This window comes from Ensifer sp. Root423 (genome assembly GCF_001426275.1).
Lineage (GTDB): Bacteria > Pseudomonadota > Alphaproteobacteria > Rhizobiales > Rhizobiaceae > Ensifer > Ensifer adhaerens.
Genome location: NZ_LMEG01000047.1, coordinates 195632 through 208917, shown reverse-complemented (window position 1 = coordinate 208917; position 13286 = coordinate 195632). Strand labels below are relative to the sequence as shown.

Sequence of the window (13286 nt, the reverse complement as noted above, 5' to 3'; positions counted from 1 at the left end):
CCTCACTTAATAGCTGCGGCACCACCAACCTGTGGACCAGCCGGCGGGGCCGATCGGTGGAGTCGTCAGGCCCGCTCCCGTGAGAACGGGCCTGAACCATCGCTTTAGAAGTCCATGCCAGGGCCGGCCGGTAGTGCTGGCGCGGCGTCCTTCTTCGGCTTTTCTGCAATCATCGCCTCGGTAGTTACCAGGAGGCCAGCGACCGAGGCAGCATCCTGGAGCGCTGTGCGCACGACCTTGGCCGGGTCGATCACGCCCTGGGTGTAAAGATCACCGTATTCTCCGGTCTGGGCGTTCCAGCCGTAGGAGAAGTCCGTCTTCTCGCGCAGCTTGCCGACGATGATTGAGCCTTCTGCGCCAGCATTCTCAGCGATCTGGCGAACCGGGGCCTCGACCGCACGCCGAACGATCTCGATCCCAACCTTTTGGTCTCGATTGGCCGAAGGCAGATCGTCGAGCGCCTTGACGGCCCTCAGCAACGCGACACCGCCGCCCGGAAGAATACCTTCCTCAACGGCCGCTCGGGTGGCATGCAGCGCATCGTCCACGCGGTCTTTCTTTTCCTTCACCTCTACCTCAGTCGACCCGCCCACTCGAATGACAGCAACACCGCCGGCGAGTTTGGCCAGACGCTCCTGGAGCTTCTCGCGATCGTAGTCGGACGTGGTTTCTTCGATCTGGGCGCGGATCTGTGCGACACGGCCGTCGATATCAGCTTTGGCGCCAACGCCGTCGATGATCGTTGTGTTCTCCTTCTCGATCGCAACTTTCTTTGCCCGACCGAGCATGTCGAGGGTGACGTTCTCAAGCTTGATACCGACGTCGTCGGAGACAACCGTGCCGCCGGTGAGAACGGCGATATCTTCAAGCATGGCTTTGCGGCGATCGCCGAAGCCCGGAGCTTTGACCGCTGCAATCTTCAAGCCGCCGCGCAACTTGTTGACGACCAGCGTCGCTAGCGCTTCGCCCTCCACATCTTCAGCGATGATGAGCAGCGGCTTGCTGGATTGCACCACCGCTTCGAGAACGGGCAGCATGGCCTGAAGGTTGGAAAGCTTCTTTTCGTGGATCAGGATGTAGGGATCGTCAAACTCGGTCCGCATCTTGTCCGCATTGGTTACGAAATACGGGCTGAGATAGCCGCGGTCGAACTGCATGCCCTCAACGACTTCGAGTTCAGTCTCTGCAGTCTTGGCCTCCTCGACGGTGATGACACCTTCATTGCCCACCTTCTGCATCGCCTCAGCCAGGTAGCGGCCGATCTCCTCGTCGCCGTTGGCCGAGATGGTGCCGACCTGGGCGATCTCCGAATTATTGGAGATCTTGCGGGCGTTTGTCTTGAGTTCCCTCACTATCGCGTCAACCGCAAGGTCGATGCCCCGCTTCAGATCCATAGGATTCATGCCCGAAGCAACGGCCTTCGCGCCTTCCTTGACGATCGCTTGCGCAAGCACAGTGGCCGTAGTCGTCCCGTCACCGGCGAGATCGTTGGTTTTGGAGGCGACTTCGCGCAGCATCTGCGCGCCCATATTCTCGAACTTGTCTTCCAGCTCGATTTCCTTGGCGACCGAGACACCGTCCTTGGTGATGCGAGGGGCGCCAAAAGACTTGTCGATAACGACATTGCGCCCCTTTGGGCCGAGCGTCACCTTGACGGCATTGGCAAGAACATCGACCCCACGCAGCATGCGTTCACGGGCATCGGTATGAAACTTGACTTCTTTCGCAGCCATTTCCTTAACTCCTCAATAGGCAGCTATTTGACTGATGGATTTATGGTGTGGTTGGCTCAAGCTGCCTGCTTGCGCTCGACTTGGGCCTCGAGGACGCCCAGGACGTCGCTTTCTTTCATGATCAGCAGGTCTTCCCCATTGATCTTGATCTCGGTTCCTGACCACTTGCCGAACAGAATACGGTCGCCTGCTTTGACGTCGAGCGCCTGGACTTGGCCCGCTTCATTGCGTGCGCCAGGTCCGACGGAAACGACTTCTCCCTCCTGGGGTTTCTCCTTTGCCGTATCAGGAATGATGATGCCGCCCCTGGTTTTCTCTTCTGAGTCAACCCGGCGGACGAGAATGCGATCATGCAGCGGTCGGAAAGACATGTTTTCCTCCAATGGACAAACACTATTGACGTTGTTCCCCCATCACCGGACCGGACAGTCCGGACGGGTGCAAAACCTCGAATGAGCGTCTTGCGCAAATCATCTGGTTTCACAATTTTTCGAATTCAAGGGGTGAAATCAAAAAAATCAGCACTCGCATCGTGCGGCTGCTAACATGCTGTAAAGGAACAACAAAGCCTCCTTGCCGTTTAGAATTTCGTTGATGACCGCGAACAATTGCGCCACCTTGGCGCTTGTTGAGGCAACGGAGATGAAACATGCGATATTCATCGGATTTCGAGCGTCAAATAAACGTCTACGGACTGACCACCGCGCATATCCTTTACCGCATTCCCGATTTCAGGTCCGTTCTGCAGACCTATATCTGGCAGGATTATGATCTTGCTCCCGAGTTTCCTGAGATGCAGAAATTCCTCGATTTCTGGCAAGCCAATCTTGACGGTCCGCTGCATTCCGTTCGCTATACGCATCACCATCTGATCGGCCCGAATGAATGGCGACGCGTGGATGGCGAGTTCCGACTGAACTGAGCCCTCTGTTGGGGTTTTGAGTCTGCAGATGCAGTCGTTTAAAAACGTCGAAATGCGCACGCGATTTTTTTTGTTATGGGCCCTTGAAACTGCGGTCCATCCTAACCAAATCGCTTGCCGCCAGCCGCTCGTGTAGGGCTGGCCTTGCTGGAAGCGTCGTCTTTCGGCGCTTCCGTACCCATGTTGCTCAAGGAGGATATGGTTATGGCAACAACTTACGACTACGCACCACTGTTCCGTTCGACTGTCGGGTTCGACCGGCTCTTCCATTTGCTCGAAAACGCGCAGCGCGCTCGTTCGATCAGTGATTGGCCTCCCTACGACATTGCCAAGACCGGTGACGATAGCTACCGGATCTCGATTGCGGTGGCCGGCTTTGCTCGCGACGATCTCGATATCACGTTTCAAACCAATCTTTTGACGGTCGTCGGCAAGAAGCAGGAGACCTCTTCCGAAGCCTATCTGCATCGCGGGATCGCCGGCCGACCGTTCGAGCATCGGTTCGAGCTTGCCGACCACGTCCGAGTGATGGGCGCGGATCTGAACAACGGCCTTCTAGAGATCGATCTCGTGCGGGAAATCCCGGAGGAGATGAAGCCACGCAAAATCGCGATCGAAACAGCTGCGGCGGTTGAGCAGTCAAAAGCTCAGATGCAAATCGAAGCATCGAATGCCGCGTAGCTGACGTAAATTGGGCGCCGGTTTCAAGGCGCCCATCGGCATTCCGGGTTGGAAAGGAGAGCACGATGAAACCCGATATGTTCGAGCGGCCGGTTAGCATCCTTGTTGGCCTTGGTTTCCCCGGCGAAATCCGCTCCGTGATGGACGCTTATCGTCTCCTCGTCGATTGGCCAGCCCCGTCGGGGGATGCGGTGCATTCGGTGGCGATCAAGGCCTGTCTGGCTGCATTACGGGGAGAGGTTGAAGCAGAGACTGTGCGCGGCCTTTTCGTCGCCTTCGCCGAAAGGCACCATCTTCTAGCGCCAGCGATGGATGCGAGCATCCCATCTGCGCCGCCGGCTTTTGAGATCGACACCGTGCCTGGCACGGCCGTTGAAAAGTCTTTGTATGGCATCAAGGCGAAGGGAGATCACCATGCTTAATCCCGAACTACTGCTCATGGCACCCATCTCGGTTCAGATGAAGGACGGCACGCGGCAGGTATTTGCGTCTGTCAACGACGTTCTCGATTTCCTGGAAGGCGAATGGACTATTTATAGAGGCCGCAAGCACAATAGGGCGGTTCAAACATGTCGTCGGGCGCTTAACCGAATGACGCCGGTTGCCATCGCCCGCGAAGCGTTCGTTGAGGCCTGCCGAGACGCTGGAATGTCGACAGATGCCGAGCGGCCGTTCGGCGCCAAACCCGATGCTGGTGGCCACCATTCCCCAATTTAGAATGTGATAATCCGGGCAACCCGAAGCGCCCGACTCCCCACTTCTCGAGGCCGCTCGTGCGCCAGACTGCTTTAGCCGCAGGAGTGGCATGTGAGAGACGAGGGTCATCGACCCGGTCGCCGACGCGACCGGGTAGGAGACGAGAAATCAACCTCCGTAGAAGCCAGTCAGAACCCTCGTACGAGCGGAGTGGCTTTTGGGCACCTCTGCACGATTCCTTACCTCGCCCCTACAGCAGCTGGACGGGGCGACTTCGGTTGCAGAGCAGAGCTGTATCCGTCGCCGCTTGTCAAACCGCGTTGGGGAATAACTGGTTCCAGCCCTCAGCAAGCGACAGGTCTCGAGCAGAGAGGGCCGGCGAGAGTGGGTGGCTGCACCCGTCTCACATCGATTGACGGCTCTGCTTGATCGATAGGTCAGTCCCAAGCAAGGGACCTCTTGAGTTTGAGCCACCCATCTGTCGTGCACGGTTCGACGAGTACCGCTGGTTCCCGAGCCGCGCCGGTTCGAAATGAAACTGGCTGGATCGTCGAGTGGCTCGGAACGTCGACCGACGTCCACGAGATGCGGGAGTTGTGGGCACATCAGAAGGTCCTCGTCGCTGAACTGCAATACGGTAATCATCCGGACGTGGTGCTTGCGATGGGGAACAAGACGTCACGCCCCAGAGCGGATCTGTATACCTCCCGGGCTCGCTTCCGTGACCAGCTGTGTGGCCGTCCAAAATGTACTCTCTCAATTGATCTGACCGCGTGACATTTGATGAAATGAACCATGCTGAATCTGCCGCGATGGATGGTTCGACGGACCGAGCAACGGAAGCGGCCGGGTGTTAGACAAGCGATTGGTTGTCGAAGCCATCGGCCTTTCAACGAGGGACGACCGATGAAAGCGTCAGCGAAGACTCTTTGAGAGGATTATCTTGTACAAGCCTCAGCACTTCCTATCTCAGATTCCACCCTCGACATGGAGCCTCGAGATGGACCAGATGGCACGAAAACTCCCTACCGATCGCGTGATCGAAATCATCCCGCCTGCGCCCGTAAAGCGGGACGCGCGGAGCACTTTGACGTGTCAGTGTTGTCAAAAGCAGTTCCCAGCCTCACGTATGGACGTCGATGGTTGTGGCATATGCGAGGAATGTCTCGCCCCGTAAGCATCTGCGGGGCGAGTGGCGCGTTCAAGCTGGCCTGACGTTTGCGGCTCGTACCAGACTGCGTCCAAGCGAAGCGCAGGCCCGCGTTCCGCGGCTCGGATAAGACTGCATAAGAGCCAGTTCGGCCGGCAGAACGTTCCGGCGGTGCAGTAAGGGTCTGAGCGGGCGAGCGGCGCTGTCGCCGAAACACACCAGCTGCTCGGCACTTGAGATGGGCAAAGGCATGCGATCAGAGCAAGTGGTGTGAGATAATCGACGGCGCCGGCGCTACTCCGGAGATGCTTTATTGAAAGATTGTCAGGCTTGAGGGAGGTGGTGGCAGATCCTCTCCAGATAACACCGCCCGGAGATACAACAGAGCGTTTTGTAGGCCGTTGGCCGAGTAAGGTTTCTCGATAGCGCCGAGTGCACCCGCGAAGTCCGCCGGAATTCGTTTAAGGTTGCCTGAGACAAAAACGAAGGGGATGCCCCTCGAGGCCAAGTATCGACCGATATCAATACCAGTCGGACCATCGCGCAGGTGGATATCGACGAAAGCGAACTCTGGTTGTTCTCGCTCGACGAGCGCAATCGCTTCGCTTTCATCGCTTGCCAGGCCTATAACCCTGTAACCGCTGGACTCGACCTCATGTTCAAGTTGCAGGGCCAGGAGCATTTCGTCTTCGACAATCAGGGTTCGCAAATATCGGCCCTTCCTAATCTCCTACCGGCAGCGTTACACGAACTTCCGTGCGGTGACCGGAAACCTCTCGCTCGCTGGTTGCCCTTAGCTGCCTGATCGAGGCGTCAAGCATGGCGCGGCTGAAGGACTCTTGTTCTTTGTCGACCTCGACGGGTGTAACCGTGTCCAGGACTCGTATGAGCAAGTGTCCGTTGAGCCTTCGGATTTCGAGGTGTATTTCGCCCCCGCCATCACTGAGGCCGCGTCGGACTGCATCACCAACGAGTTCGTTAACGATAAGGGCGAGGGCCGAAGCTTTCGACGCCGAGACTGTCACAGAATGAAGGTCCGTAGTTAAGATGATGTCTGGCCTTTTCAGAGAACCCACGATTTCGGTAATCAGGTCTCGACCGAAATCGGCCACATCGAACTGACCAACGCGGTTATCATTGAGAAGCTTCCTTTGGGCGGCACTCAGAGCCTCGACGCGGTCGAGTATTGATTTAAGTGTCTGTGCGACCGTAGCGTTGCTGGTCATCCGCATTTGCAATCTGATGATCGAGGCGATTGTCAGAAGGTTGTTTTTAACCCTGTGATCGACCTCGTGGACAAGGGCAGTTTTCACGCGCAGCGCTTCCATGAGCTCCGCAGTGCGACTTGAGACTTCCTCTTCTGCAAGCTGGCGCGCCTTGGCCAGCTCGGCTTCTTTGCTTTTGGTGCTCGTGAAGTCGAGTTGTGACGCGAAGAAGTAGATCACTGCGCCGGCCTGATCGCGGACGGGACTGACAAACAGCGCGTTCCAGAAGCTGCCACCGTCCTTACGGTAATTGAGGATGTCGACCGAGACATCGCGCGCTTCTGAAATGGCATCCCTGATCTTAGCGATCGCCGCTTTGTCCGTGTCCGGCCCTTGGAGAAGGCGACAGTTCCGGCCGACCAACTCATTCTGACTGTAGCCGGTCAACTCGGTGAAGGCGCGGTTCGCGAAGATGATGGGATTATCGTCCTGCCTTGGATCGGTAATTAGCATCGGCATGCGTGTGGCCTTGAACGCAGCCGCGAATGGATCTTCAGATGGGTGTGAAGCTAAGAGGCGGTCGCCCGCATCACGGGCGTCACGAAGGTGGTTTTCGTCGGCCATTTTGCTCATCCAGGTCGGCTGTTGCGGGCCACCCAAACAACGGATTGCAGATGATAGGTATCTATCCGCGCGTTTTGTGTTTTCAAGGTTTTCCTAAATGGGGGCGCACACGGCATCTTATGAGGTCACGCAAACAGTCTTAACGAGGTTGCTCCTCAGTCTGTTAGACCGAGCTCGACTTGCGCGATAAAGTGCGTGCCTTCTGTTGACTTGTATTCGAATGAACCGCGCAACTGACTTACGACCCCGCGAATGATACGGCTGCCCATGCCTTTGCGCACAGTCGATGTGTCGAAGCCCACGCCGTTGTCGCAGATGGTAAGCAGGGAGCGGCGCGAAGACACTTTGTGGAACGCTATTTCGAGCTTCCCTGGGCGGCCGTCCGGAAACGCGTATTTAAGACTGTTTGTCACGACCTCGTTCACCAGGAGCGCGACGGCCGTGGCCTGTTCGGGTGTCAGGTCAAACTCACCGATATCGTACCGTACGGATACGTTGTCAGAATAAGCGCTGACGAGTTTGTCCACGATCGACGGGATAAGATCACGGGCGGACAGGGCGTTGAACTGGTCGCGATCATAAATTTGCTCATGGACCGCGATCATGGCGCCGATCCGGTCAAAGAGCGACTTCTGTGCCTCGGGCGGCAGTAGCTGCATGCGGATGACGCCCTGCACAGCCTGAAAGTTGTTTTTGACCCGATGATGGATTTCGCGCAGCAGAAGGCGATTGTCCTCAAGTGCGGCCTCAAGTTCGGCGGATTTCTTCACATCGCGCTTAACGAGGTGCCTGACCCATCCTCCTGCGGCAAGCGATGAAGCGGCAGCAAGTGCCATAACGGCGATCGCGATGAAGACGTCATTGCGGAAGGGGACCAGCCCTACACGGTAGTCAGCCGACGCGAGCGCAACGATTTCCGTTCCCTCAACAACCCGATAGGCGACCATACGGTGCTCGCCGTCCGCTGGAGATATTGCCTCGTAAGTCCCGTTGGGCGAGGAGGGAAGATAGTCGGTAAACAATACGTACTTGCTCATGTTCAACGGACCGTCGGGGGCGGGGTAGCGTGCGACGAGTTCTCCGTCCTTGCGGATCATGCTGATAGTCGAATTCGTGCCGAGAGATACGGCCTCCCAAACATCCTTCAGCAGGTCGCTCCCTTGGAACGACACCATTGCAGCGCCGACGAACACGCCGTTCCGTTCCAGGCGCCGGCTGAACACGAATATCTGCTGATCGTTGAGTCTGCTGACCAGAAGACCGGAAACGAAAATTTTCGCTCCCTTTTCGACGGCGGCGAAGTATTCGCGGTCCCTTATGTCGATGGGCTTAATATCGGGATCGGTGGACAGAAGTGTCCGGCCATTCCGGTCGACGACGTAGGCCTGAACTTGTCCCGGAAGATTAGAAACCGCCTCGTTGATGTTCTTGACGTCATCCGTGGCAATGCCCAGCGTCGGTCCAAGAGCGTCATCAATTCGTTGAAGTGTCTGTGCCGAGAGCGCGTTTATCCATGAGGCGTTAGTGGATACGATTTTCGAGGCGGCAATTGCGCGCTCTTCGGTCCGCCGTATCGCGGCATGGTAGCTCTCGTATAACCACAGGCTCAGTAGCACGACAAGCGCCGCAAACATTGCCGCAATGACAAACGTCGCGGCTCTGGACACCGTAACCGTCAGACTTCTCGCCATGCCCCAGTCCCTAAAACCTGAGGACATATTAGAAGGCTTCTAATCCAATGCAAGAAACTCCACCCCTCGATCGGACGCCTTTCAGTCCTGGTCACCAAGCACCTGGGCATCATGGAAGCTCCGGCCGATAGATCCTCAAGAGTAGGGTAGGCTGGGAAGCGCCAAGCGACCAAGCAGTACGTGCCTCTCTTTCACTCTCGCCATCCCCTCGTACGGCCGGAGGGTGCATATTCGGTAACTCAGCACGATCTCTGGTTGAGTTGCTACACTCCTCTTTCATAGATAACTGCCATGGCCTTAGCCAGGTCTCGCGCCAAATCATCTCGGGCGATCGTGGCGGCTGCTGGGTCGCCTGCACGCAGGATATAAGAAGGATGCCATGTCACGAGGACGGGGCCGCCGTGAAGACCGGTTTCAATCTCCCCCCGCCGCTCCGCCATTGGACGGTTGTCGCCTGTGAGGGCGAAGGCCGCGGAGGCGCCAAGCGCCACCGTCAACTTCGGTTTGACAAGGGTCAGTTCCAGTCCCAGCCACCAGCGACAATGAGCAATTTCGCCGCGGTCCGGATTGCGGTGCAGACGCCGCTTGCCACGTGGGCTGAACTTGAAATGCTTGACGGCGTTCGTCAGCCACAGCGTCCTTGCGTCTATACCGGCGTCGGAAAGCAATGCCCGAAGCAACTGCCCGGCCGGCCCCGTAAACGGGCGGCCCTCGATATCTTCCCGGTCGCCAGGCTGTTCGCCGACGATCATGAGCTGCGCGTCAGCGGCACCTTCACCCCAGACGGTCTGCGTCGCGGATTCGCACAGGTCGCAACGCCGACATTGTGCCGCGGCCTTCGATGCCTCCTCCAGGGTGTCAATTTGCTCGGGCGGCTGCGGCATTGAGGCCCGATAGCGCTCGGACACCGGGGCTGCGCCCGTTCGCGGCGCGGAGATGCCCGCCTCGCGCATCTTTTGCACCCGTGCCTCCGCTCCGGCGAGCATCTCGGGGATCAGGCGCGTTTCCGGCAGGTTGTGCCAGTATTTCTTCGGCATCTCCGACTGCATGGCGTCGAGCTTGATGCGGGCCGGATTGAAGATGTTGACGAAATAGGCTGCCCAAAGTTTCTCGGCCGCATCCTCCGGCAGGTCTGGTTTCGTGCCACTCTGATCAAAGGTCAACGCGCCGTCAACAAAAAGGGCGGTCAAGCGCGGCGTCGCAATCATCCAATCCATGTCGCCGAACCGGCGGGCGAAGAAAGCGCTTCCCGGCTCCAGCGTATTGTGCGTCGGCTCAAACCAGGCAGCAAAGCGTCGACGCGGTCCCTCTGCTGAGATTTCGCGGAAGCGAACGAATGCATGCATCTTGTGAATGTCCCGTCCGACGGATTTCTGCATAAGCGACAGTTTGCGACCGAGCGGATCGGCGGGCGAGAGCGGCTCGCCCTCGCGCCTGTCGAGGCGCCAAAGCGCGCGATAAAGGAGCGCCAAGCGTTCTGGTGCTGAATGCCAGATCACAGACTGCGCCAAAGTCATGAAGGCTTGAGGAACGCGTGCTGCGTGCTCGCCTGGAGTCTCCGGGAGAAAGGCCCTGTCGAATAGGCCGCCCGCGCTATTCCAGTCAATTTGGTCGGGGGCGATCCGGTGGCTGATAGCGCGCCTGGCGGCATTTCGCCAGGCATCAAAAGTTCCCTTGTCCGGAAGTGAGACCCCGTAAGTCATAGAAGCTGAAGTTGCTTTGGCGGGGGCGCCAGGCGCGCGCGCAGATCGCTGCTGTCCGTCAAACCGCCGGGGCTCCAGCCGGGCAGGGCAACGAAGGGGCGGGCCTTGCGTGTCAGCGCTCCCATTCGAGCGAGATCCTCGACACGGAGGCGGCGATTGCGTCGCGCGGTGATGATGCGGTCGACCACGCGCGTCCCAAATCCCGGCACGCGCAGAAGCGTATCGCGGGAGGCGAGGTTGACGTCGACCGGAAAGAATTGCCGGTTCTGCAGCGCCCATGCCGTCTTCGGATCGAGCTCCAGATCCAGAAAGCCTCCTTGCGTGCCGGTCGCGATCTCGTCGGTCGTAAAGCCATAAAATCGCAGAAGCCAGTCGGCCTGATAGAGCCGGTGCTCCCGAACAAGCGGTGGCTGAACCAGGGGAAGCGCAGAGGAAGCGTCCGGGATCGGTGAGAACGCCGAATAGTAAACGCGCCGCAGCTTGTAACCGCTATAAAGCCGGGTTGCGCAGGACAGGATGGCGGTATCGTCGGCGCCGTCAGCGCCGACAATTATCTGCGTGCTCTGGCCGGCAGGGGCAAAGCGTTGCGGCTTGCGGCCGGTGTGGGTCTTGTCTTGCGCGGCTTCACCTTCCAGCCGAACCTGTGCCATGGCGGCACGAATGGTTTCCGGCCGCTTCTCCGGCGCGAACTTCCTTACGCTCGAATCCCTTGGCAGTTCGACATTTATTGACAACCGGTCGGCCCAAAGGCCGGCCTCACGAATGAGCTCAGCCTGTGCGTCGGGGATGGTCTTGAGGTGAATGTAGCCCTTAAAACCGTGGACTTCTCTCAGCGTTCGGGCAATGCGGACCATATCGGCCATGGTCTGGTCAGGCGAGCGGATGATACCTGAGGAGAGAAACAAGCCTTCAATGTAGTTGCGTCGGTAAAACTCGAGCGTCAATGATACCACTTCTTCGACGCTAAACCGCGCGCGCTCGACATTGGAACTGACGCGATTGATGCAATAGGCACAGTCGAAGATGCAGAAGTTCGTCATCAGGATCTTTAATAGCGATATGCATCGCCCATCTGGCGTGTAGGCATGGCAAATACCGCTCCCACCGGAAGATCCTATTCCTCCTTTGCGTGAATCTCGCTTCTCGCCACCGCTCGAGGCGCATGAGGCGTCGTACTTGGCTGCGTCCGATAGGATCGCCAGCTTCTTTCCAAGTGCCATAGGTGTCATGACGCGACTTTAGATGTTCATGTTATGTTCGTCAAGGTTTCGCGGGGAGCCGCAGGCGAATGTCGAAAGATGAACGGGCGCTGTGTTCCGCTTCCAGTATCGCAGCTTTCAATCAAGAACGCTTTCCCTGGTCGCTTCAGAATTTTCAGTCGCCGCTGATCCATCCCGCATTCCATCCGTATTCAATTGGGTTGATAAATGAAGAAGGATGTGATGCTCAAAAAAACTGCCGGTCACCCCACTATTAAACGCGGCAACATCGGAGTTCTCCTGGTCAATCTCGGCACGCCTGATGGCACCGACTACACCTCGATGCGCCGCTACCTGAAGGAGTTTCTGACCGACCGCCGGGTGATCGAGTGGTCGCGNCTGGTCAATCTCGGCACGCCTGATGGCACCGACTACACCTCGATGCGCCGCTACCTGAAGGAGTTTCTGACCGACCGCCGGGTGATCGAGTGGTCGCGACTGTTCTGGTACCCGATCCTGTTCGGYATCGTGCTCAACACCCGCCCCGGCAAGGTCGGCAAGGCCTATGAGACGATCTGGAACARGGACTTGAACGAAAGCTACCTCCGGACCTACACCCGCAACCAGTCCGAACTGATGGCGAAGTCCTTCGCCGACCAGCCTAACGTCATCGTCGACTGGGGCATGCGCTACGGCCAGCCGTCGATCGCCTCGCGCATGGACGCACTGCAGAAGGCCGGCTGYGAACGCATTCTCGTCTTCCCGCTCTATCCGCAATATGCCGCCGCCACCACCGCCACCGTTAATGACAAGGCCTTCGAGGCGCTTCTGAAGATGCGCTGGCAGCCGGCACTGCGCACCGTTCCGCCCTACCACGACGATCCCGTCTACATCGACGCTCTGGCAACCTCGATCGAGCGTCACCTGGCGACGCTCGACTGGGAGCCGGAGGTGGTTCTGACCTCCTTCCACGGCATTCCGAAGAGCTATTTCGACAAGGGCGATCCCTACTACTGCCAGTGCCAGAAGACCGCGCGGCTTTTGCGCGAAAAGCTCGGCTGGTCGAAGGAGAAGCTGCAGGTCACCTTCCAGTCGCGCTTCGGGCCTGAGGAATGGCTGCAGCCCTATACCGACAAGACGGTCGAAAAACTTGCGCAGGACGGTGTCAAGCGCATTGCCGTCCTCAACCCGGGCTTCGTCTCCGACTGTCTGGAAACGTTGGAAGAGATCGCCGAGCAGGCGGCCGAAAGCTTCCATCACAATGGCGGCGAGAAGTTCACCCACATCCCCTGCCTGAACGACAGCGCCGAAGGCATGGCCGTGCTCGAACACGTCGTGCGCCGGGAGCTTGCCGGCTGGCTACAGGGAACCGGCAAGAATACGGCTAAGGCACCCCAAATTCATTCGGATGGCGGCGAGAAGTTCACCCACATCCCCTGCCTGAACGACAGCGCCGAAGGCATGGCCGTGCTCGAACACGTCGTGCGCCGGGAGCTTGCCGGCTGGCTTTAATCGTCCCATCACCCCACTTGAACGGCGCGCTGGCCGCCAACTCAGGATGAAGGAGCCGCGCTCTTGCCCACCGGCGAGCGCGGCAATCTAACATTTTGAATTTACGCGCAATCCGCGGAAAAGCGATTCCGAAGGGAAACGGAATACGCTAGACTGCAGCCACAGGTCGA

General features: G+C 58.2%; 10 protein-coding genes and 3 pseudogenes. 6 read left to right on the top strand and 7 right to left on the bottom strand.

All coding sequences use genetic code 11. The features are described 5' to 3' along the window. Positions 1 to 104 precede the first annotated feature (104 nt). The gene (gene groL / locus ASD01_RS34095) at positions 105 to 1733 is read right to left on the bottom strand and encodes a chaperonin GroEL (RefSeq protein ID WP_034800000.1); all 1629 of its coding nucleotides are present in this window, start codon (positions 1731 to 1733) and stop codon (positions 105 to 107) included. 56 nt (positions 1734 to 1789) lie between these two features. After that, positions 1790 to 2104 carry a co-chaperone GroES gene (locus ASD01_RS34090; RefSeq protein WP_034799999.1) on the bottom strand — a complete coding sequence of 105 codons (315 nt, stop codon included), beginning with the start codon at positions 2102 to 2104 and terminating at the stop codon, positions 1790 to 1792. A gap of 278 nt (positions 2105 to 2382) precedes the next feature. Between ASD01_RS34090 and ASD01_RS34085 the strand changes: the two genes are divergently transcribed. The 4 genes and pseudogenes from ASD01_RS34085 to ASD01_RS34070 all read left to right on the top strand — a co-directional run bounded on the left by ASD01_RS34085 (position 2383) and on the right by ASD01_RS34070 (position 4053). Then, entirely contained in the window at positions 2383 to 2655 is a 273-nt protein-coding gene (locus ASD01_RS34085) for an usg protein (RefSeq protein ID WP_060645023.1), read from the top strand. A 204-nt stretch (positions 2656 to 2859) separates the two neighbouring features. Next, complete coding sequence (locus tag ASD01_RS34080; RefSeq protein ID WP_060645038.1) at positions 2860 to 3336, top strand: Hsp20 family protein; 477 nt, start codon at positions 2860 to 2862, stop codon at positions 3334 to 3336. 65 nt (positions 3337 to 3401) lie between these two features. After that, positions 3402 to 3650, top strand: a pseudogene (locus tag ASD01_RS34075) (DUF982 domain-containing protein); the annotation flags it as partial. A gap of 100 nt (positions 3651 to 3750) precedes the next feature. Further along, positions 3751 to 4053: a DUF982 domain-containing protein gene (locus ASD01_RS34070; protein WP_034800027.1), complete on the top strand. Its 303-nt coding sequence runs from the start codon at positions 3751 to 3753 to the stop codon at positions 4051 to 4053. Between the two features lie 1439 nt (positions 4054 to 5492). Here ASD01_RS34070 and ASD01_RS34065 read toward each other — a convergent pair. The 5 genes from ASD01_RS34065 to ASD01_RS34045 form a co-directional block, all read right to left on the bottom strand. After that, positions 5493 to 5891 carry a response regulator gene (locus ASD01_RS34065; protein ID WP_034799996.1) on the bottom strand — a complete coding sequence of 133 codons (399 nt, stop codon included), beginning with the start codon at positions 5889 to 5891 and terminating at the stop codon, positions 5493 to 5495. A 13-nt stretch (positions 5892 to 5904) separates the two neighbouring features. Beyond that, complete coding sequence (locus ASD01_RS34060) at positions 5905 to 7011, bottom strand: PAS domain-containing protein (protein ID WP_060645037.1); 1107 nt, start codon at positions 7009 to 7011, stop codon at positions 5905 to 5907. A 155-nt stretch (positions 7012 to 7166) separates the two neighbouring features. Then, positions 7167 to 8702, bottom strand: a complete 1536-nt coding sequence (locus ASD01_RS34055) for a sensor histidine kinase (protein WP_063979553.1) — start codon at positions 8700 to 8702, stop codon at positions 7167 to 7169. 263 nt (positions 8703 to 8965) lie between these two features. Then, complete coding sequence (locus tag ASD01_RS34050) at positions 8966 to 10405, bottom strand: UdgX family uracil-DNA binding protein (protein WP_060645021.1); 1440 nt, start codon at positions 10403 to 10405, stop codon at positions 8966 to 8968. Continuing rightward, complete coding sequence (locus ASD01_RS34045; protein WP_060520790.1) at positions 10402 to 11625, bottom strand: putative DNA modification/repair radical SAM protein; 1224 nt, start codon at positions 11623 to 11625, stop codon at positions 10402 to 10404. Before ASD01_RS34045 ends, ASD01_RS34050 begins: the two co-directional genes overlap by 4 nt. Positions 11626 to 11832: 207 nt before the next feature. On the opposite strand from ASD01_RS34045, the pseudogene ASD01_RS37145 reads away from it, so the two are divergent. Continuing rightward, positions 11833 to 12002: pseudogene (locus ASD01_RS37145) on the top strand (ferrochelatase); the annotation flags it as partial. Position 12003: 1 nt separating this feature from the next. Beyond that, positions 12004 to 12966: pseudogene (gene hemH, locus ASD01_RS34040) on the top strand (ferrochelatase); the annotation flags it as partial. Between the last annotated feature and the right edge of the window lie 320 nt (positions 12967 to 13286).

Coding starts and splice junctions, on each gene's coding strand:
- groL (WP_034800000.1), bottom strand. CDS start 1,733: ATGGCTGCGAAAGAAGTCAAGTTTCATACCGATGCCCGTGAACGCATG.
- ASD01_RS34090 (WP_034799999.1), bottom strand. CDS start 2,104: ATGTCTTTCCGACCGCTGCATGATCGCATTCTCGTCCGCCGGGTTGAC.
- ASD01_RS34085 (WP_060645023.1), top strand. CDS start 2,383: ATGCGATATTCATCGGATTTCGAGCGTCAAATAAACGTCTACGGACTG.
- ASD01_RS34080 (WP_060645038.1), top strand. CDS start 2,860: ATGGCAACAACTTACGACTACGCACCACTGTTCCGTTCGACTGTCGGG.
- ASD01_RS34070 (WP_034800027.1), top strand. CDS start 3,751: ATGCTTAATCCCGAACTACTGCTCATGGCACCCATCTCGGTTCAGATG.
- ASD01_RS34060 (WP_060645037.1), bottom strand. CDS start 7,011: ATGGCCGACGAAAACCACCTTCGTGACGCCCGTGATGCGGGCGACCGC.
- ASD01_RS34055 (WP_063979553.1), bottom strand. CDS start 8,702: ATGGCGAGAAGTCTGACGGTTACGGTGTCCAGAGCCGCGACGTTTGTC.
- ASD01_RS34050 (WP_060645021.1), bottom strand. CDS start 10,405: ATGACTTACGGGGTCTCACTTCCGGACAAGGGAACTTTTGATGCCTGG.
- ASD01_RS34045 (WP_060520790.1), bottom strand. CDS start 11,625: ATGGCACTTGGAAAGAAGCTGGCGATCCTATCGGACGCAGCCAAGTAC.